At 38.9% G+C, this 20,425-nt stretch carries 20 protein-coding genes; 13 read left to right on the top strand and 7 right to left on the bottom strand.

Going from position 1 to position 20,425, the window contains the following annotated elements; translation table 11 throughout:
- Nucleotides 1-41 precede the first annotated feature (41 nt).
- Nucleotides 42-563 carry a lipocalin family protein gene (locus LOS73_RS07705; protein WP_007376693.1) on the top strand — a complete coding sequence of 174 codons (522 nt, stop codon included), beginning with the start codon at nucleotides 42-44 and terminating at the stop codon, nucleotides 561-563.
- 475 nt (nucleotides 564-1,038) lie between these two features.
- Here LOS73_RS07705 and LOS73_RS07700 read toward each other — a convergent pair whose 3' ends face one another.
- Genes LOS73_RS07700 through LOS73_RS07690 form a run of 3 tightly spaced genes read right to left on the bottom strand, consistent with a single transcriptional unit; the run spans nucleotide 1,039 to nucleotide 3,325 of the window.
- Nucleotides 1,039-1,374 (bottom strand): DUF3325 domain-containing protein, encoded by a 336-nt coding sequence (locus LOS73_RS07700; RefSeq protein WP_007376694.1) that lies wholly within the window; start codon nucleotides 1,372-1,374, stop codon nucleotides 1,039-1,041.
- The gene (locus tag LOS73_RS07695) at nucleotides 1,371-2,972 is read right to left on the bottom strand and encodes a PepSY-associated TM helix domain-containing protein (protein ID WP_007376695.1); all 1,602 of its coding nucleotides are present in this window, start codon (nucleotides 2,970-2,972) and stop codon (nucleotides 1,371-1,373) included. Before LOS73_RS07695 ends, LOS73_RS07700 begins: the two co-directional genes overlap by 4 nt.
- The gene (locus tag LOS73_RS07690; RefSeq protein WP_033028634.1) at nucleotides 2,969-3,325 is read right to left on the bottom strand and encodes a hypothetical protein; all 357 of its coding nucleotides are present in this window, start codon (nucleotides 3,323-3,325) and stop codon (nucleotides 2,969-2,971) included. The genes LOS73_RS07695 and LOS73_RS07690 overlap by 4 nt, the downstream gene beginning before the upstream one ends.
- Nucleotides 3,326-3,670: 345 nt before the next feature.
- Here LOS73_RS07690 and LOS73_RS07685 point away from each other — a divergent pair, with 345 nt between their 5' ends.
- The 3 genes from LOS73_RS07685 to LOS73_RS07675 all read left to right on the top strand — a co-directional run bounded on the left by LOS73_RS07685 (nucleotide 3,671) and on the right by LOS73_RS07675 (nucleotide 5,930).
- Nucleotides 3,671-4,027: a VOC family protein gene (locus LOS73_RS07685; protein ID WP_033028633.1), complete on the top strand. Its 357-nt coding sequence runs from the start codon at nucleotides 3,671-3,673 to the stop codon at nucleotides 4,025-4,027.
- A 150-nt stretch (nucleotides 4,028-4,177) separates the two neighbouring features.
- Complete coding sequence (locus LOS73_RS07680; RefSeq protein WP_457934780.1) at nucleotides 4,178-4,759, top strand: uracil-DNA glycosylase family protein; 582 nt, start codon at nucleotides 4,178-4,180, stop codon at nucleotides 4,757-4,759.
- 304 nt (nucleotides 4,760-5,063) lie between these two features.
- Nucleotides 5,064-5,930, top strand: coding sequence for a bile acid:sodium symporter family protein (locus LOS73_RS07675; RefSeq protein ID WP_457934779.1), 867 nt, complete (start codon nucleotides 5,064-5,066; stop codon nucleotides 5,928-5,930).
- 401 nt (nucleotides 5,931-6,331) lie between these two features.
- On the opposite strand, the gene LOS73_RS07670 is transcribed toward LOS73_RS07675, so the two are convergent.
- Complete coding sequence (locus LOS73_RS07670; protein WP_337150101.1) at nucleotides 6,332-7,240, bottom strand: LysR family transcriptional regulator; 909 nt, start codon at nucleotides 7,238-7,240, stop codon at nucleotides 6,332-6,334.
- Between the two features lie 121 nt (nucleotides 7,241-7,361).
- On the opposite strand from LOS73_RS07670, the gene LOS73_RS07665 reads away from it, so the two are divergent.
- From LOS73_RS07665 to LOS73_RS07630, 8 genes are all read left to right on the top strand, one after another.
- Nucleotides 7,362-8,582 (top strand): acyl-CoA dehydrogenase family protein, encoded by a 1,221-nt coding sequence (locus LOS73_RS07665; RefSeq protein WP_008139433.1) that lies wholly within the window; start codon nucleotides 7,362-7,364, stop codon nucleotides 8,580-8,582.
- Between the two features lie 9 nt (nucleotides 8,583-8,591).
- Nucleotides 8,592-9,413, top strand: coding sequence for an SDR family oxidoreductase (locus LOS73_RS07660; protein ID WP_007376702.1), 822 nt, complete (start codon nucleotides 8,592-8,594; stop codon nucleotides 9,411-9,413).
- Nucleotides 9,414-9,426: 13 nt separating this feature from the next.
- Nucleotides 9,427-10,500 carry a phosphotransferase family protein gene (locus LOS73_RS07655; protein ID WP_306723981.1) on the top strand — a complete coding sequence of 358 codons (1,074 nt, stop codon included), beginning with the start codon at nucleotides 9,427-9,429 and terminating at the stop codon, nucleotides 10,498-10,500.
- On the top strand, nucleotides 10,500-11,204 hold the full coding sequence (locus tag LOS73_RS07650; RefSeq protein WP_306723980.1) for a histidine phosphatase family protein: 705 nt from the start codon (nucleotides 10,500-10,502) through the stop codon (nucleotides 11,202-11,204). The genes LOS73_RS07655 and LOS73_RS07650 overlap by 1 nt, the downstream gene beginning before the upstream one ends.
- 12 nt (nucleotides 11,205-11,216) lie before the next feature.
- Nucleotides 11,217-11,963, top strand: coding sequence for an SDR family oxidoreductase (locus tag LOS73_RS07645; protein ID WP_457934778.1), 747 nt, complete (start codon nucleotides 11,217-11,219; stop codon nucleotides 11,961-11,963).
- Between the two features lie 324 nt (nucleotides 11,964-12,287).
- Entirely contained in the window at nucleotides 12,288-12,797 is a 510-nt protein-coding gene (locus tag LOS73_RS07640; protein ID WP_008139445.1) for a hypothetical protein, read from the top strand.
- 101 nt (nucleotides 12,798-12,898) lie between these two features.
- Nucleotides 12,899-13,666 (top strand): fimbrial biogenesis chaperone, encoded by a 768-nt coding sequence (locus tag LOS73_RS07635; RefSeq protein WP_008139447.1) that lies wholly within the window; start codon nucleotides 12,899-12,901, stop codon nucleotides 13,664-13,666.
- Nucleotides 13,667-13,669: 3 nt separating this feature from the next.
- Complete coding sequence (locus tag LOS73_RS07630; protein ID WP_457934777.1) at nucleotides 13,670-16,858, top strand: SdrD B-like domain-containing protein; 3,189 nt, start codon at nucleotides 13,670-13,672, stop codon at nucleotides 16,856-16,858.
- A 58-nt stretch (nucleotides 16,859-16,916) separates the two neighbouring features.
- Here LOS73_RS07630 and LOS73_RS07625 read toward each other — a convergent pair whose 3' ends face one another.
- Together LOS73_RS07625 and LOS73_RS07620 are read right to left on the bottom strand one after the other, a co-directional pair.
- Nucleotides 16,917-17,249: a hypothetical protein gene (locus tag LOS73_RS07625; protein ID WP_033040836.1), complete on the bottom strand. Its 333-nt coding sequence runs from the start codon at nucleotides 17,247-17,249 to the stop codon at nucleotides 16,917-16,919.
- A gap of 121 nt (nucleotides 17,250-17,370) precedes the next feature.
- Nucleotides 17,371-17,940 (bottom strand): hypothetical protein, encoded by a 570-nt coding sequence (locus LOS73_RS07620; protein WP_033040837.1) that lies wholly within the window; start codon nucleotides 17,938-17,940, stop codon nucleotides 17,371-17,373.
- A gap of 227 nt (nucleotides 17,941-18,167) precedes the next feature.
- On the opposite strand from LOS73_RS07620, the gene arfB reads away from it, so the two are divergent.
- Nucleotides 18,168-18,581: an alternative ribosome rescue aminoacyl-tRNA hydrolase ArfB gene (gene arfB, locus LOS73_RS07615; protein ID WP_007376712.1), complete on the top strand. Its 414-nt coding sequence runs from the start codon at nucleotides 18,168-18,170 to the stop codon at nucleotides 18,579-18,581.
- 784 nt (nucleotides 18,582-19,365) lie between these two features.
- Here arfB and LOS73_RS07610 read toward each other — a convergent pair.
- A complete protein-coding gene (locus tag LOS73_RS07610) occupies nucleotides 19,366-20,415 on the bottom strand; it encodes a DUF2955 domain-containing protein (protein WP_457934776.1) in 1,050 nt (349 codons plus the stop codon).
- Between the last annotated feature and the right edge of the window lie 10 nt (nucleotides 20,416-20,425).

Genomic DNA, 20,425 nt, shown 5'->3' with positions numbered 1-20,425 from the left:
AGATAATACGTACGATTTATGTAATTAAAAAAGGAGCTTACATGAAGGCTATTAAATACGGTTTACTTATTACAGGGTTATTTTTTCTTAGTGCCTGCACCAGCCCTCCGGAGGGAATAACACCCGTTAAAAACTTTGATATACAAAAATATAAAGGCAAGTGGTTTGAAATAGCGCGTCTTAATCACTCATTCGAAGAAGGTATGGAGCAAGTTACCGCGACTTATTCAATTAACGACGACGGCACAGTAAAGGTCCTTAACAAAGGGTATTTAACGGATGATAAAAAATGGGATGACGCCGAAGGCTTAGCCAAGTTTGTAGAGGGCACAGACACAGGGCATTTTAAAGTCTCGTTTTTTGGTCCATTTTATGGCGCTTACGTGATTTTTGAACTTGACCAACCCGATTATCAATATGCATTTATAACCAGTTACAACAAAGATTACTTGTGGTTTTTGTCGCGTACACCAACGGTTAGCAAAGAGCTTAAAGAACACTTTTTAACTAAAGCTAAAGAGTTGGGCTTTGCTACCGATGAAATAATTTGGGTTGAGCAATAAACAATGTAAAGCCCCTTTACAGTAGTCATAAAAGAGTCATCTAACAGTAAAGTAACTTAAATATATTATGGTTATATTGTGTGTACTTGCCGTGAGACAGCAAGTATTGGAAACACTGAATATCCCCTATTGTTGGCAAGCTATATAGCTTGCCATTTTTTTTGCCTAGGGCGTGTTGATCTTTGTGGATTGAAATCTGTTCAATCTAGGGGCGATTAAATCGCGGCGCGAGGTTTGTAACCTAGTGGGCTAAGTAAAAACCGAGCAACAAAGAGTTAATCGTCCCTAGAAAGAACCCTTTGGGCAGCGCATGTTTGGTATTTATGCTGCGTTATCGCCTATTTATGGGGAATAACCACACTACATAGGCTCTGCCTTGCCTAAATACCAAACAGTCTGCTGCAAATTCACCCACCAAAGATCAACACGCCCTAATATATAGGAAAATAACGGATCACGTTTTTACTAACTAAGGCTAGTTTAATGCTAAAAACAACCCACTTAGTACAACTAACACGCTATTTAAAACACTAAACCACTTTACGTAGTCTACTAAAAAATTATAAAAAACCATTATAATTAAGACACTTAGGCTCATAAATCCGCAAAATAGTAATGCACCATATCCATCTTGAGTAACTAAACAAAGCACTAAGCTTAGTAAAATACTGATCCAAGCAGCTAATAACAGCTTTTTACGTTGGGATTCTGTAGGGCGTTTTTTAAATACGTCTTTAAAATGATTATACTTAGCCAGCGCAAAACAGTTAAAACTGAGCAGGCATAGGCTAAAACCGAGTAAATCAATCATGGTTTTTGCCTTTTAAGGTTATTAGATTGACTAGGGCTGGTTATTTTTGAGTTGTTTTTAGCAGTACGTAATTTTTCGGTTTGTATAAAAAACAATATACTAAATAACAAAAACAGTGCATCAAAAGTAAATAAAGCCCACTGTTTGTGCATCAAATAGCTAACTAGATTACCGTTAGTTGTAAGTGCATTAATAACCGGTACGCTTAAACATGCAACAGCATTTATTACTGCCATAACTCGCCATTGCAGTGTGTCGCGCTTTATAAGTGCTAAAAGAGCAACCGCTAGCCATGTTAAAAAGAACGCGAGTATTTCTTTATCGGCGCGCTCTGCGGTAGTTGGGCTAAGTAGTCTGTTAGCAATAAAAAATGCACACGTTGCCAGTGGTAGTCCCATAATAGTGGCTAGGTTTAACCCTTCAACTAGTTTTAAACCAAACGAAGGTTTAACGTTATTTTTAGTTCGCTCGCGAATTCGTTTTGCCCACATAATACAGCCAGAGCCAATCATTACACAGCCTGCAATACCGCCTAATACGTATAACCAGCGCAACAACCACGTAGCTAAACGCCCTGTATGCATAGAATTAAGCGATTCGTAAAGCGCTTTGCTGCTAGTTAGCTCGTCATCAGTTTTAGCGACCATTTGCCCTGTAGCACCACTAAATATTAAGCGTGGTGCTTGGTCACGTAGTGTTTTACCTGCACTTACCAATACGGTAATTGTTGAAGCTGCCATATTTGGTTGGTTAACTTGTATGCGAGTAATATCTGCATGAGGCCACTTAGTATAAACCTGATCCAAAATGCTTTGAATCGGCACCATTGATGATTCGCCTTGAGCTTTATCGGTCATGGTGTTGCGAGGGGTTACATCGTTAAAAAAGCCACGCATGCCGTTATCGTAAGTTACTTTTGCAGGGTAGGGAAACAACATAAATATGAGCGTAATCATGCCAGTGTAGGTAATCATTAAATGAAAAGGCAGGGCAAGCACAGAGCTTAAGTTATGGGCATCTAACCACGTACGGCTACCTTTGTTACGCCTAAAGCTAAACATATCTTTAAAAATACGCTTATGAATAACCACGCCCGATATAATGGCAATCAGCATAAAAAAGCTAGCAAAGCATACAATCCAGCGTGCTGTTATTGCATCCATGTAATGTAAATCATAGTGCAACCGATAAAAAAAGTTACCACCTTTAGTATCTACAAAGGGCTCAAGCTCTTGCATGGTATTAGGGTTAAGCTGCGTGTTTTCAAACTTACTGCGGCGCTGGCCTGGTTCTTTTGGCTTTGCATAACCATAAATTAAATAAGGAATACGCGGCTCAGGTAATGTAATACGCCAGCTTGATGAGTTAGCTCCATGGTTAGCTAAGTAATCAAATCCGGTAATTATTTGTTGCTTTTGCGCTTCTATACGCTGTGCTTGGGCTTGCACATTATGTATGGCTGGTTGATTCCATAAGGTTATTTCGTCTCTAAAAAAGCTAAGAGTGCCAGCAAAAAATATTAAATATAATAACCAACAAACGAGTAACCCTACCCACGTATGTAGCCAGGTCATTGAGCGGAAAAAACTGTCTTTCATAGCCAACCCTTCAATACAGCTAATAAACAAATTTGCGCACTAGTCGTTAGTAAAATACTGATCCAAACTGTTTTTAACGATTTAATATAAAACGCATAAATAAAAACTAATGCATAAATTAGAATGCTTAATGATACACACAGCAGTACCGCATCTGATTTGGTCAGCGGTAATAAAAAACTCAGCAAAGCAGTGCTCGCAGCCGTAAAAGAATAGCCGCCAACAATGGCAATTAAAAAGCGTAAAAACACTGAAAAACGATAGCTAAAAATAGGTGATAGTTTAAAAAATTGCGATAACAACTCAATAACGCGTAGTTTAGTGGGCTGCGCATTCAGCGGGTGTGCCTGCATAATGAATTAATCTCTTATAAATACAGCGGGTGAAAAAATAAAGCATTATTATATAGTCTACAAATACAAAAGATAGTTATTATCATTCGTGATATTTAAGTTTATCCAACCAAAAAATTTATTACTCACCTGCTCTCTGATAAAGTAATTTTTTAACATATTGAACCATAATGATATTTAAACTCACCGCAGTTAACGTTGAAAGTAACTGCTTGAGATAGATTTATTATCCAAAATTCAGGCTACTTAGTAAAATAGTGATCTCAAATAACATCAGTATATTTGATTAGCAACTAACTAAGGTTTAAGGTTGTTTATTACACTTTAATAAGAGCTTTAATAACGATGAGCGATCACGAAAAACTAAATTATGTCGAGTTCCCTGCTTATGATTTACCTGCTACTAAAACCTTTTTTAGCAATGTATTTAATTGGCAATTTACAGACTACGGCCCAGAATACACGGCGTTTAGTGGCCAAGGGCTTGATGGTGGCTTTTTTAATGCGCCGCTTAAATCGCTAACTCAAAACGGTGCTGCGCTATTGGTTTTTTATAGTAACGACATTCACGCCACGTATAAAAAAGTACAACTCCATGGTGGCACAATATTAAAACCTATTTTTGAATTTCCGGGTGGTTGCCGGTTTCATTTTGCAGAGCCGAGCGGCAATGAATTTGCTGTATGGGCAGAGAAACATTAGGTTTTAAAGGGCCTGTAGAGCGAATGAGCTTAAAGATCACGATTTTACTAACTAACGCCCGTTTTAATTAAAATAAACCGATATTTTACCAACTCATTTGTTCTAAATGGCCATTTAGGATAAAAATTAAGCATTTAAGGCCAAGTAAACATGAATAGTCACCAATTAATAGAGCAAGTTAGTAAATGCGTGATCTGTGAACCTGATTTACCTTTAGGGGCTCGCCCTGTTATACAATTTAACCCAAACGCACGCATTTTAATTGCAGGCCAAGCACCTGGAATAAAAGTTCACGAAACAGGCGTGCCATTTAACGATGCAAGCGGTAATCGCCTACGAGAATGGCTTGGGCTAACAATAGATGAATTTTACGATGCCAATAATATAGCCATTTTACCTATGGGCTTTTGTTATCCTGGTAGGGGAAAATCGGGTGATTTACCACCTCGAAAAGAATGCGCACCTACATGGCGCGAGCAATTATTGGCTGCAATACCAAATATTGAGCTGACAATAGTGCTTGGTAAATATGCACAGGCGTATCACTTACCGGACACTAAAAAAATGCCACTCACGGAGTTAGTAAAATCGTGGCGTGAGTATTGGCCAAACTATTTAGTGCTTCCTCATCCCAGTCCGCGCAATAATATATGGCTTAAAAAAAACCCGTGGTTTGAACAAGATGTACTTCCAGAACTGGGTGAACGAATTGCGACTATTTTAAATAAGTAACACTTCTAGCATTAGGATTTATTGTAAAGGGGCGTTATACCAATCCGCAATAATACTTAATCATTTTGCGGGGCTAAACGTGTCGCTACCTGTGTTAAAAAATTCTCATTTACGACTGCATGGATGCAGAAGGTAGAGCAATGCAGGAGCAATTGCCGAGAACAACTAAATAGCGAATTTTTTGCCTAGCTATCAACACGTTTTTCCATCCTCAAAATAGATCACTTAATTAAGCGAATTGGTATACAGTTAACTTAAAAATTAACACTCTAATTAAAAACAATAACAAACGAGGTTACCTAATTTGAATGCATCTATATTAACTGAAGTAATACTTCCGCTCGCCCTTGCACTTATTATGTTTGGCATGGGACTTGGGCTCACTACAAACGACTTTACCCGGTTATTTAAAAGCCCACTCGCCATCGTTATGGGTTTAATTGGCCAACTTGTAGCAATGCCTTTATTGGCATTAGGCCTATGCTATTTACTTAACTTATCAACACCTATAGCCATTGGTTTAATGATATTAGCCGCTTGTCCCGGCGGCACCATGTCAAATGTAGTAAGCCAGCTCGCTAAAGCTAACTTAGCACTTTCGGTAAGCTTAACAGCCGCTTCCACCGCTATTAGTATAATAACCACACCGTTTATTATCGGCTTTGCTATGAGCCAGTTTGCGCCAGCAGATAACGCTAGTTTTTCTATTTTGACGACATCACTTGGGTTATTTTTTATTACCTTAGTGCCTGTTGCTGTAGGTATTTGGTTACGCCATTTTAAAAATGATTTTGCTATTAAAACAGAACCGTTTTTTAGACGCTTCTCATTGTTTTTTATGCTCATTATGATTGCCGCATTGGTAATAAAAGAGCGCGCTTTATTAGTTAGCTCATTTAACGATGTATTTTGGGCATGTATTGCACTGAATATAGGCTCGATGATTGTAGGTTGGTTAATTGCTATGTGTTCAAAATTAAATTTAACCGATTCACTAACTCTTTCTATTGAGGTTGGGATTCAAAATGCATCACTGGCTATTTTAATTGCGATTAGTTTTTTAAATAAACCAGAATACGCAGTTACTGGCGGTATTTATGGCCTGGCAATGTTTATAGGGCCACTGCTGTTAATTGGCGGATTAAAGCTTAAAAATAAACGCACCATGTAGTTATAGCTAAAAAGCAGGGCTTATTATTGCTTGTGTAAGCTCTGTTTATTCTTAAGATTTACTTTACACGGACACATTTCACTCTCCACGCTTGGACCTGTTAACCTTTGCGGATTAAAGTTTGCTCTATCTAGGGATTATTTAATCACGAGACTCGGTAACTGCTCCTGCGTCCTGATGATATCCCTTACCACCATATAGGCAATAAAGAGTAAGTCGCCCCAAGGACGCCTCCAAAGAGCAGCCGCATATTTGCCATGTTTATACTAATCTGCCTATATAAGCAGATTAGTATAAACATGCCCTAGACATCTACAAATATAAATTCATTATTAGACTTTGCTGTAGACTTAAAACAAATCCACTTGAGAATGATTTTTAAGTGTCGTTATAAGCTGTACTTAACGCTTAAATATACTTTCTACTTGGCTGCGTAGCCATATTAATGCATCGTCTTTATCTGTATTTTGGTGCCAATATAAGTGCTGATAAATAGTAGGCATGGTAGTTGGTACTGGACGCGCAATTAAAGTTTCATCAAGTAGCTGACTTGCCACCATGGAGGGCAAAGTGAGTAAAAATGGTGAATTTTTTATTACCTCTTTTGCTGAAAAATACGTTTGACAACGTATAGCAACCTCACGATTTAAGCTTAACTGTAATAATGCTATATCCTCAATAACCGTACCCGTTGGTCTGTTAGATACAGCTACATGTTTGGCCGTTAAGTAATTATCTATATTTAATTGGTTTTTAAGTGAGTGATCTTTTTTCATTAATACACAAAAGTGATCGCTCGAAAGTACGGCATGGCTAATAGGTGATTTAATTGCTCTGGCTACATCTATTGCTATATCAATTTGATGATTAGCCAATTGTTTGTGCATATCATCACGGTTCAATTTTACGCTGGCAAGCGTTGCCTTTGGCGCGTGTTCAGCAAGTATTAGTTGTAGTTTAGGCAGTACTATTGGCTCAATAGCATCGTGCAGCGCTATTTTAAAAGTTTGAGCGGTAGTGGCTAAATCAAACTCACCACACGCTTGTAATACTTGGCGTAACTTTTCGAGTAAATCTATTAGCGCAGGCGCCATGCGTTGACACGCAGGTGTTGGCAGCATTAATTGCCCTTGGCGTTCAAATAAAGGATCGTTCAATACGCTGCGCAGGCGTTTAATCGCATGGCTTACCGCTGAAGGGGTTATATATAAAACCTTGGCTGTTTCGCTCATGTTTTTCTCAAAGTACAAACTCTCAAATATTTTAAGAAGATTTAAATCGAGCTGCTGAATATTTTTAGCTTCTATCATTCGAGTTTACGCCCTTTAACTTATGAATATAATTCACATTTGATTGGTAATATATTTCATTTAATTCATTGGATCGAATGTTTTATGCTGAATTTAGGTTTTAAATAAACAGAGCAACCGTATGAACTTTGAGCCAAGCCAAAAGAGCCAAGATTACTTAAATCGTGTTAAAGCATTTATGCAAGATCACGTACTCCCTGTTGAGCAAACAGTCGTTGCGCACAACCACGCAAAAAATAGCACAAACGATTGGACAAGCTGGCAATTAGCACCTCAGATTGATCTATTAAAAGCAAGAGCAAAACAAGCTGGGCTTTGGAATTTATTTTTACCCGATAGCACGTTAGCACAAGGTTTGAGTTGCCTTGAATATGCTCCCATTGCAGAGCAAATGGGGCATTGTTTATTTGCATCAGACGTTTTTAATTGCAACGCCCCCGACACCGGCAATATGGAAGTGCTATATCACTTTGCAAACGATGAGCAAAAACATCAATGGCTAACACCATTATTAAACGGTGAAATACGCTCTGTATTTGCCATGACCGAACCCGAGGTAGCTTCCTCAGATGCAACAAATATGCAAGCAACAATAGATGTTGATGGCGACGACCTAATTTTAAATGGTAAAAAGTGGTGGACTACAGGACTTGGCCACCCTAATGCGCAAGTGGCTATTTTTATGGGACTTTCCAATCCAGAAAACGATAAACACAGTCAGCACTCAATGGTATTGGTGCCGCTAAATACGTCGGGTGTAAATATTAAACGTATGCTAAGTGCTTGTGGTGATTTTGACCCTCCATACGGCCACGGCGAAATGGAATTTAATAACGTACGCGTACCAAAAAAAAATCTTATTTTAGGCTTAGGTAAAGGCTTTGCTATTGCACAAGGACGTTTAGGGCCTGGGCGTATTCATCATTGTATGCGCGCTATTGGCGCAGCAGAGCGCTGTTTAGAAATGATGATTAAGCGAGGTATGTCGCGCAGTGCTTTTGGTAAGCAGCTTATAAAGCTCGGTGGTAACTTAGAGCGAGTAGCACAAGCGCGTATGGCAATCGATCAAGCTCGGCTACTTACTTTACATGCAGCATGGAAAATAGACACCGTTGGTGTTAAACACGCCATGACCGAAATATCGAGCATAAAAGTAGTGGTACCAAACATGTTGCAAATGGTGTCTGATATGGCTATGCAAATATTTGGGGGGGCAGGGGTGTCGAGCGATTTCCCTATCGCATCGTTTAATGCAATGGGGCGTATTTTACGCCTTGCTGATGGCCCCGATGAAGTACATATGGGTATGGTTTCTCGCCTCGAAATAAACAAATACCGCTAAGGCTACCACATGAAAACAAGACTCATAATAACAGGTGGAGCAACAGGGCTTGGTAAAGCATTAGCACTAAGTTATGCAAATAACTTAGGCGCCAACTTACAAATTTGTATTGCCGATATAAACGCCGAGCGCGCAGCAGCGACAATTGCCGAGCTGCAAGCATTAAAAGCCGATGCGTTTTATTACGCCTGCGATATAACTAAGCAAGCTGATATAGAGAGCTTGCGCGATATAATACAAACCAAATGGCAAGGCGTAGATATCGTTATTAATAACGCCGGCGTTGCTACCGGCGGTTCACTTGAGGGCGAGACAATTGAGCAATGGCAGTGGATAATGGATATTAATCTGCTTTCGGTGGTGCGTGTTTGTAAAACCTTTTATCCCGTATTTAAACAACAAGGTAAAGGTTACTTTATTAACATTGCCTCACAGGCTGGTCTTACGCCTATTCCGTTTATGAGTAGTTACAATGCAGTAAAAGCTGCCGTGGTTAGCTTTAGCGAAACCTTAAAGCTTGAATTAGTTCACGACAACATTGATGTGAGCGTTGTGTGCCCCAGCTTTTTTAAAACCAACTTAAACGAATCAATGCGCACAAGCGAGCCTGCTATGCGAACTATGCTTAACCGTGCATTTGAACGCTCCCCAATTAATGCCCAGCAAGTGGCTGATATTATTTACACGCAATCACTCAAACGGCCATTTTTAATTTTGACCCATAAATTAGGTAAACAGGCGTTTTTAATGAAAAAGCTCTTACCTGTTGAGTGCTACATTAAAAACATGCTGAAAAAAACACGTTCTATGCAGCGCTTAAAATCAAAATAATAAAAGGCCAACGATGAACACACAATTATTAGATCAAGCCAAAAGCGTACGCCAAGGCGAAGAGCTCGATATACAAAAAGTAAATGTCTGGCTTAAGCTGCACATGAGTAATTTAAGCGGTGAGCCAAGTGTTACGCAATATGCCGGTGGCGCGTCAAATTGGACCTACAGCCTTGACTACCCAGAGCAGTCGCTTATTTTACGCCGTGCCCCAAAAGGCACTAAAGCCAAAGGCGCTCACAATATGGGCCGTGAGTTTAAACTACAACAAGCACTAAAACCGGTTTACAGCTACGTGCCAACAATGAAAGTATTTTGCGAAGATCAGCGCATACTCGGCACCGACTTTTATGTAATGGAAAAGCTAACCGGCATTATTGCGCGTAGAAATTTCCCGCGCGAACTAACTACAACACCTGAGCGCACAAAACAGCTTTGCGAAAATGTACTCGACTGCTTAATAGAACTACACAAAGTTGATTACAAACACGCTAATTTAAGTCACTTAGGTAAAGGCGAAGGGTATACACAACGCCAAATTAGCGGTTGGAGTGAGCGCTTTATAAAAGCAAAAACATGGAATGTCCCCAGTGGTAAAAAAGTCATTAAGTGGCTTCATAATAATATGCCTGCCACTGAGCATATTTGTATTACTCATAACGATTTTAGATTTGATAACGTTGTGCTTGATGTCAACGACTACACCAAAGTACGGGGTATTTTAGATTGGGAACTCGCCACACTTGGCGATCCATTAATGGATTTGGGTAACACACTCGCGTATTGGGTAGAGCCTGGGGATGACTTTTTAGCGCAAGCTACACGCCGACAACCAACACATTTAAAAGGCATGCTGACACGAAAAGAAGTTGTGGCTTATTACTGTAAAAAAATGAATATTACAGTCGACGATTTCACTTTTTACGAAGTGTACGGCTTGTTTAGATTAGCAGGCATAGTTCAGCAAATTTATTATCGTTATCATCATGGGCAAACAACAAATCCGGCATTTAAAAACTTTTGGGTATTTGTGCATTACCTTTTATGGCGCTGTAAAAAAGCCATTAACAATCAAGGAAACGCCTAATGTGTATTTTATATTTAGTACGCCATGGGCAGGCAAGCTTTGGCGCAGATGATTACGATAACCTTTCGGTAAAAGGGCAACAACAAGCTACATTAGTGGGCGAGTATTTAGCGCAAAAACAACTCATACCCGATGTAGTAATTACAGGCACTATGCAGCGCCACAATCAAACCGCAGAACTCAGTTTAGCTTCACTTAATAATACGTCCGCTGTAATTAATGATGCGCGCTTAAATGAGTACGACCACGAGCATATTTTAGCGGTTTCTAATCCTGAGCTTACCACTCCAAGCCAAATACGTGCCGTGCTTAGTAAGCAAGCCGACCCAATGGAGTATTTTAAAACAGTATTTATTAACGCCATAGAGCAGTGGATGTTTAATCCTGACAGCACGATCTATAAAGAGTGCTTTAATGCTTTTTGTGCTCGAGTATTGGGTGCGCTTGAAAAAATAGCCAAAGAACATGATGGTAAAAAAGTCATTATTTATACGTCAGGCGGGCCTATTAGTATTATTACCAGTCATTTAATAGGATTAAAGCTTGAGCGCTTTATTGATATTAATTGGGGTTTAGTTAACGCAGGTGTTACTAAAGTTGTGGCGCGAGGCAGAGGATCAAGCCGTAAGTTAGGTATAAGCAGCTTAAACGAGCATCACTTTTTAGAGCAATACCCACAACAAAAATTAATTACCTATACCTAAGGAGCAAATATAATGCGCAAAAATATACTAATAACAGGTGCAAGTTCCGGCTTAGGAAAAGGCATGGCAAAAGAGTTTGCTAAAAAAGGCTGTAACCTTGCTCTATGCGCTCGCCGATATGAATTATTAGAGCTGTTAAAAGCCGAACTTGAGCAAGTAAATCCTAACATTGCCGTCAGCATCAAAGTGCTTGATGTAAACAACCACGAGCAAGTGTTTTGCGTGTTTAAAGCCTTTAATGAAGAGTTTAACGGGCTTGACCGCATCATTATAAATGCAGGAATGGGTAAGGGCGCATCTATTGGTACAGGCTATTTTACTGCCAATAAACAAACCGCTGAGACCAACTTTGTAGCAGCATTGGCGCAGGCCGAAGCTGCAATGGAGATTTTTAGAGCGCAAAACCACGGGCACTTAGTGACTATTTCGTCAATTAGCGCAGTGCGTGGTTTTAGACGCGCTATGACGGTATATGCAGCGACCAAAGCTGCAATAACATCACTGAGCGAAGGCATTCGCATAGACGTAATAAATACACCAATAAAGGTAAGTTGTGTGCACCCCGGTTTTATTAGAAGTGAAATAAACGAAAAAGTAAAAACAGTGCCCTTTATTGTCGATACTGAAACAGGCTGTAAAGCACTTGTAACAGCTATAAATAAAGAAAAAGCCAACAGCTTTATACCAACGTGGCCATGGGCATTTTTACATTGGATTTTACGTATAGCCCCGCTGACTACACTTCGTAAAATGTCTTAAATAAACTCACGCCCAAAAATTGTTGTGGGCTTAAGTTTATCATTGCAAATAACCTAGCAATATATTAACAAAAAGAAATCCTCTTGCCTTATATCTGTAAAAAAACATACTTTTTTTGCTTTAAAAACAACCACAAATAAATTAACCAACTTTTATTGCTAATGATTTTTTCTTATTTATCATCCTTAAAGTTGCATTTGTTAATAAAACATTTAAAAAATGCACTTCCTGTGTTTAAATTGGCGCCAATGGATTACGAGCTCTTAGAAAATGAGATTAAACAAGGACGTAATACAATAATAATTATTTAAATACGGAAAAATTATGAATAAAAAAATTTTTGCAGCAACCGCTTTACTCGCTATGACTTCGACTTCTTTACTTGCATCTAGCGAAACATTACAAGCAAGTGTAAATGGTTGGAGCGAACCAACTTTTTTAGAAAATAACAAAGTACATTTTGGTAAAATTCGTTTAGCTACAGGTTCTACTTGTACAATGGATAATGCTGGCGCAGTAACGGGCGATTGTGATGCTTCAGACGCAAACATTCAATTAGGTGGCGTAACTGTTTCAGGTTTGGCTCCAAATTCAGCAATGAACATCACTGTATCAGGCAGTACAAGTGCCAACCTTACTTTCGCTCCAGTAACGACTGCCACTGATGGTACTTCAACTGTAACAACGGCTGATACTGTTGCTTCTGCATTTACAACTGATGCAAGCGCAACTGATATCGTAATCGGTGTTTATGGTGATATGACAGTAGCTGCCGATCTTACTGCTGGCGCTGCTTATGAAGTAGACTACACTGTCGATGTATCTTTTCAGTAATATTATTTCTTATATTATTATAGCCCTAGGCTACTAATAATATAAATTGTGTGGAGCTTAATGCTCCACATTTTTGCTTTATCATGTTGTTGAGTTGTCTCATGAGTTTTAAATTTTTTCGCTGGGCAACGCTTTGCCTGACTCTTCTATTACCTCAAATTTGCAGTGCTAATCTTTCTCTATCTGAATATCGTTTATATTTTGATGGACGAACTAAAAATAATTCATTAATGATCAGAAATACATCTGATAAAAACCTCGACTTTAAACTTAGTATCACGCACAAAGACATGACCGAAGAAGGGTCACTAATAGATGCAACACCTAAGCAAGTAGAGGGTCGTTCTGCTGCTGGCATGTTACGCTTTTCTCCACGCCGTGGTTCTATAGCGCCAAAAGGCATGCAAGCTATAAGAATGACGGTACGAAAAAAAGCAGAATTACCCGCAGGAGAATACAGAGCGGTACTTAAAATAGTTGCGTCAGAAGCACCAGCCCCTAATGCAGAAGGAATAACCATACGCCCTAAAATATCTTACAGCGTTCCGGTAATTGTGCGCCATGGGCAGTTAGAAGCTGATTCGCAACTAATCAACCCACAACTAATTAGCCAAAATGGTCGACCAACCGTTACGTTTTGGCAAACGCTAACGGGAAATCGTTCGTTATATGGCAATTTTGAACTGCTAGACAGTAATAACTTATCTGTTGGGGAAGTAACAAACGTAGCCGTTTATACGCCTTTATCGCGTCGTAAAGTCTATATTTCGTTGCAACAGCCCGTTGTCGGTCCGCTTACACTTAAATACAAAGAAAATCCCCAATATGGTGGCAATATTGAGTTAGCAATACCCGTTAATATTCAATAACACGTGTTTAAGCTAAACGCATTGCGTTATGGCGCTTTAATTAGTTTGTTGCTCATTGTTATTGTGCCTCAAACATTAGTCGCTAATGAGCTAACGCCTCTTCATCAATGGACTATTGATGAAGAGGCGTTCGTGATCGTAAATGTAAAAGTAAATGGCCGTTCAGTGGTATCCGACTTAGAAGCTTACTACACGCCATCAAATAAGCTGTTGCTACCAATAAGTGTTCTTAAATCAACGATGGGCATTAACTTTAGCGTTACCGAAAATAGCTTAACTGCAACAGTTGACGCAACTGAGCTAACGCTAAGTTCAACTTTGCTAACAAAACAACCGGTAACACCAACAGCATCTTTTTGGGCTAAAGATGATTACGACTACTACGTAGACTTATCCGTTATTAATACGCTTTTAGAAACCGACTCAATATTTGATTACTCGCTCATGCAAGTCACCTTTATGAGCGATTTATTAAGCACCACAAATGATAAAAAAAGCATAACTGTCACACATAAGCAGGTTATAGCCCCGCAATATGATCACTTTATTGAAGATCAATACCGTTTACTAACATACCCAATTTCTGAGTACACGGTTTCATCAAGTGCCACATCTAAGCAAGCACGTTATAAGGGTTTAATTAGGCTCAACAGCTATTTTGATTTATTTCACCATCGAGCAGAGGTTCGGTTTAATAAAAATGAAAACAGCGATAATACGTTTTTTAAAATTAGCAAAGACTTTAGCTTAACCGATGAAGATCATTCATTAGCTCGCATTCATTATCAATTAGGTGATATTCAATCTCAATCAGATCAGCTGACGACAGCTTCAAGCCAAGGCAGAGGTATTTATATCTCGAATGCCGATCCACGCTCAGCACAAAATTTTTCGTCAATAACCATTGAAGAACCCGCTTTACCCGGTTGGCAAGCTGAGCTATATCGCAATGGGCAATTTTTAGCGACCACACAAGCAAATGACGATAATTTAGTTAAGTTTATCGATATAGAAACATTTTATGGCAATAATATTTTTGAAATAAAGCTTTTTGGCCCCCAAGGTGAGCAAATTACACGCACTCAAAAATACACGATAGGGCAGGATGCCCTATCACCAGGGAAAATAAGCTATCAAGTTGAGTTAATTGAAACAGATAAAAGCGTATTTGATAACAACCAAAATACTCAAAATACATTTAGTGACACGTTTAAAGCCAGTGTTTCATATGGGATCAGTGAAAATTTAACCTATGATGCACAAATCACTCAACTAGCATCTGATGAGCGCTCTCGCTATATATCATCAGGATTAAATATACTTACGGAGCATGGCAGCTATCGATTTTTATCTAGCAAACAACTCAATGCTGGCAGCGCTTATTATGCAGGCTTTAGGGGCTTGTTCTCTAATGATTTTTATAACGACGTAAACGTCAATTTAGAATATACCGCCTTAGATGATTTCTCGAGCGCATTGTTTTTACCACAAAATAATGTGCTTAAAAATAAATTATCGATTAGTCTAAATGGTCGTTCTGATTCGTTTGACTCTTTAAACTGGAATATGAAATGGCTTAACGAAAATCGTGAAAATAAATCAAACAACAATACATTTTCATTAGGTATCAATAAAAATCACATTGGTGGTACATGGGCTGGACGCCTTTTTTATGATGAGCAAGAAGATGAATTAACCAATCAACTTTATTCATCTATTGATATCGCTTCTTGGAAGTGGACAAATACACTCGATTGGCTGCCTATAAATGGGGGAAAGCTTGTTAGCCTGCGTAGTAATTTACGTTGGCCGCAAACACAACAGACCTTTAACCAAACCCAGTTATCGTATAACCCTGATTCATCAGCGACCGCGCAACTAAGCCATCAGTATACTTATCGCTATGATATTTTTAATGTTCAAGTCTCAGGCCAATACGATAGTCGTGGTGATTGGCGCGTGTCATTAGGTTTAAACGGCACATTTAGCTTTGATCATCTTGAGTTAGATATGATATTTGACACCCCACGAGCTCTTAGCGGCGGACAGCTTGAAGCATCTGCTTTTATTGACTGGAACGAAAATCGAGTATTTGATCAAGGTGATGAAGCATTAGAAGACGTTCGCTTTACCGGTAATTATTTATGGCGAAATAAATTCACTAACAATACAGGTAAAGCGCTACTGCCAAGTAGTCACGGCGGGCAAATTTTAGAGGTCGATTTACGCACTTTACCTAATCCATATTTGCAACCTGTACTTGGAAAAATAAAAACCTACGCTCACCGAGGAGGTCAGACTAAAGTTGATGTACCAATGGTTATTTTTAATGAAGTAGAAGGGACTGTTTATTTTGAAAATAACGATAAAAGTAAACCTGTTCCAGGCGTAACCGTTTTTTTAAAGCAAATTAATGGCGACAAAGAATACACAACAACTACCGAGTACGACGGGTATTATTATTTTTCTAATGTGAGTCAAGGAAACTACAAAATTGAAGTTGAAGCAAATACATTAAATATAAAAAACCTCGTTACTAAAAACTTACCAGAGCGCGTTGTTACCTCAAAAACAGGTGATACTATTATTCTAAAAGATATCGTTCTGCAACCTAAAAACAATGCAATAGACTCAATAGAGTTAGTTGATAAGTTATCAGAAAAGTCTTTTTTTGTTCAGCTTGGTGTATTTAAAAAATTTGAATCGGCAGTAATAGTAGCAAAGGAAATTGACTCAAAAGCGCATCCTTTAAAATTATATAAACATCAAACCCGCAACAGTTACTATTTAGTAACAGGCCCTTATGCAAACGCCCAAGACGCGCAAAAAACAATTAACGATGTCTACTCAACGCCTGCATTACATGGCAGCTTTATGGTCGACGCTAGACGTTATACATCTACAGATTGGCAACTAATGCACGCATGGGGAGAGCAAAAAAGTGATACGAAAGAGCTCTATTATTGTCAATATGCCGCGTATACCTCTAAAAAAACAATAAAACCTCAATTGATAAAAGCTGATTTTCCACTGTTCACTATCAACAGAAATATTAATGGTAAAAAATATTTTTTATTACTCTCAGGCCCACATATTGAGCAACCACAGAGCGCATGTAGCGCTTTAACTAGTCGGCAAATAAACGAAGGCTCTACACCAATAAAAAAATCCTGGAGCGACTTATACAAATAACCTTAAATTAATGAGTTATTTGGCGCTTAAAATACTCATATATTAATTAAAATTAGTATTATTGAGCTGTAAAGTATGTCGTTTGTGAGAGGCCATTTTTGTCAAGATGCGTTATACACCTTATTTCGCAGCGTGCACCCGCCGATTCTGCAATCCAATTGGATTGAGACTGTTTTTTTATATAACAAGCAGAATAAAATGCATCTTCTTTTTGTGCAGAAACAACAGCACAACGCGCATAATTACCAAGCTGCAATACTTTTATTGGAAATATTTGCTCCTGAGCAATAACTCCAGCACTAAAAGCTTGGGTTGATTTTGCGTACGTGGATACCGAAAAATACCCAGTAAAAATAAAGAATAAACCAATAACCACATGCCATTGCTTCATACATTACACCTAAAAATACAGATAATTAAATTGTAGAAGTAAATAAACTTTATGCATCTGTTTATAAATTATTTTAGGCATTAAAAAGGTGGCAAAAGCCACCTTTTTATAAAACAAAAACTTATAGAAGTGCAAAAAGCTTTTTAAGTTGTGGCATGTACTCGCTCACAAGCTCAAGGTTACTTTCGCTAACGACTGGCTCACTTGATTTAGCGGCACTTGATGCGTTACCTAATGAGCCCATTAGCGAGCTAGCGCCTTTGTCTTTAACACTTTTCATACTTTGAAAACCACCCATTAGTTTATCTGCTGTTTCTTTATTTTCAGTAGATAAGCCAGATTTAAGGTTTTCGATGTAAGCCATAGACACTTCAGAACCGACAGTAATTAACTGCTCTGGAGTAAAACCGTAACGACTCGTTACGCCTTCAAAACTTTTGTATAAGTCTTGCTCTTTAATCATGCTAAGCGCGCTGTTAGCTAGTGAACCTTGCTCTGATGTTGTTTGGTCAGCCGACGCACCTAACATGCTTCCTAGGTCCAGCCCTTTTAGAGAATCTTGAGCGCTCGCCCAACTTGTTACCGCTGGTAGTGCTTTCATGTAGCTTTGTAAATCACCTTCAGTGATATCTTTTGCAACACCAGAGAAGCTCATTGCTAACAAACTAAGTGATACGAGTATTTTTTTCATGCAGGCATTTCCTATTATCGTGGAGCTATTATTATATGAAGCCCTAAATAGATAGGGCAGTGCAATTAGAAACTAAATAATTGCATATGCCAATACATAATAATGTATTGGCGAATTTTACAGTACAATTCATGGGAGTTGACCTAAAGTACTACGATTTTAGTTGATTCACCCTAAGTCAATGTACAAATGATATAATGCATTTTTGACAACGAGAGCTGAACACAATGTTAACAATTTCAAATACAGTCACAATTGATGAGTGGGAACTAGAGCTTACAGCTATTCGCTCTCAAGGTGCCGGTGGTCAAAATGTTAACAAAGTAGCAAGTGCTATACACTTACGTTTTGACATTAATCGCTCTAAATTACCTGACTTTTACAAAGAACGCTTACTCGCTTTAAAAGATTCTAGAATCACTAAAGATGGCGTTTTAATAATTAAAGCCCAAAGCCACCGGACCCAAGAATTGAACAGAGATGATGCACTTAAGCGTTTAAAAGATCTTATTTTGAGTGCAACCGTGGTGAACAAAGCTCGAAGAGCCACCAAGCCAAGTAGAAATTCTCAGCGCAAACGCATGGATAAAAAAACCAAGCACGGCCAGAACAAAGCATTGCGTGGCAGTGTGAAAATTTAACTGCTAGGCGCGCAGCTTGCTGGCGTATAAAAACGCAGTTTTTAAAATAACTTAATAATTAGAAGCCTTGCTTCTCACGTGAGCAAGCTCTACGTCTACAAAACGTGCAACCTTGTTAACTGGTAGACGCGCAGCTTGCTGGCGTGCAAAAACGCAGTTCTTAAAATAACTTAATAATCAGAAGCCTTGCTTCTCACGTGAGCAAGCTCTACGTCTACAAAACGTGCAACCTTGTTAACTGGTAGACGCACAGCTTGCTGGCGTATAAAAACGCAGTTTTAAAATAACTTAATAATTAGAAGCCTTGCTTCTCACGTGAGCAAGCTCTACGTCTACAAAACGGTGTAACCTTGTTAACTGGTAGACGCACAGCTTGCTGGCGTGTAAAAACGCAGTTCTTAAAATAACTTAATGATTAGAAGCCTTGCTTCTCACGTGAGCAAGCTCTACGTCTACAAAATGTGTAACCTTGTTAACTGGTAGACGCACAGCTTGCTGGCGTGTAAAAACGCAGTTTTTAAAATTGCTTAATAATTAGAAGCCTTGCTTCTCACGTGAGCAAGCTCTACGTCTACAAAACGTGCAGCCTTGTTAACTGGTAGACGCGCAGCTTGCTGGCGTGTAAAAACGCAGTTTTTAAAATAACTTAATAATTAGAAGCCTTGCTTCTCACGTGAGCAAGCTCTACGTCTACAAAACGGTGCAACCTTGTTAACTGGTAGACGCACAGCTTGCTGGCGTGTAAAAATGCAGTTTTTAAAATGGCTTAATAATTAAAATTTATTTAATCAAAGGTATGATGGCGCGTTGCACTAAAGCGATTAAGTAAATGATGCATAACATATACAGCGCACAAGCTTAAAATAATCGCCACCGATACCGAACTAAATCGATACAACGCACTGTAAATTAAGTCTTGTCCTGGGCCCAACGACTGCCCAAATAAAATACCAAATGTGGTTAATACACCAAACCCGATACCAGGAATACCGCCGCCTAAAATGTGAAACCGTGCAAACACAAAGGATAAAATCCACAATATAGCAACCGGAAAAAGTAAAAAATCGCTATGGTTGTACAAAAACAACTGTGATAACAGCGCTGCATTGCAACCAATCAATGTACCAATTGCACGTTGCCAGCCTGCCATACCTGCTGCTTTCCAACACAATGAAAATAAAATAAGTACTGAGGCTGCTTGTGCTGAAATTGAATCTTGTAAATCAAGCACCTGAAAAACCACAAACGAAAGCGTTGCCACACTGGCGCAAAGTAGCACCTCATGGCGAATGCTTTCTTTAGGTTTAGCTGGCATTACTCGACTGGGCCTTGCGGTTACATCAGGAAACACCCCATGCATTATCGCGGCAATAATCACAGTTAGTAGGATAGCCAAACCGTTACTTAAAATCAGCGGATAAATACTACTGCCTTGATCAACATAGCTCGAAAAATGCAGTTGAATTGAAAGGCTAACCACGCCTAAAGCACCAAATAAAAAGGCGCTACCGCTACTCATTTTATGAAATAAAAAACAAAATATGCCAAATACAAGTAGCGTCATAACGACAGGCAAATGAGAAAATAGCCCCTGTATTACAAGCACTAAAAATGCACTAAAAGCCGCCGACGCTATAAATTGATTGATAACACCTCGGCTTAATGTAGGCACCATACCGAGTAACAACATAGGATAAACAGTAAAAAATATACCGTTTGGCCAATTCATCAATTTACTAATGGCAAAACCGATAGTACATCCGCCAGCGATACGCAGTGCTTGGCGAAGGCCATTAGAATCTAATTGTGGTCCTTGGCTAACAACTTGAGTCATACCTCCTCCA

The sequence above is a fragment of the Pseudoalteromonas sp. SCSIO 43210 genome (assembly GCF_054133285.1).
The sequence above is the reverse complement of the archived record's forward strand: the minus strand, read 5'-3'. Positions and strand labels throughout refer to the sequence as shown.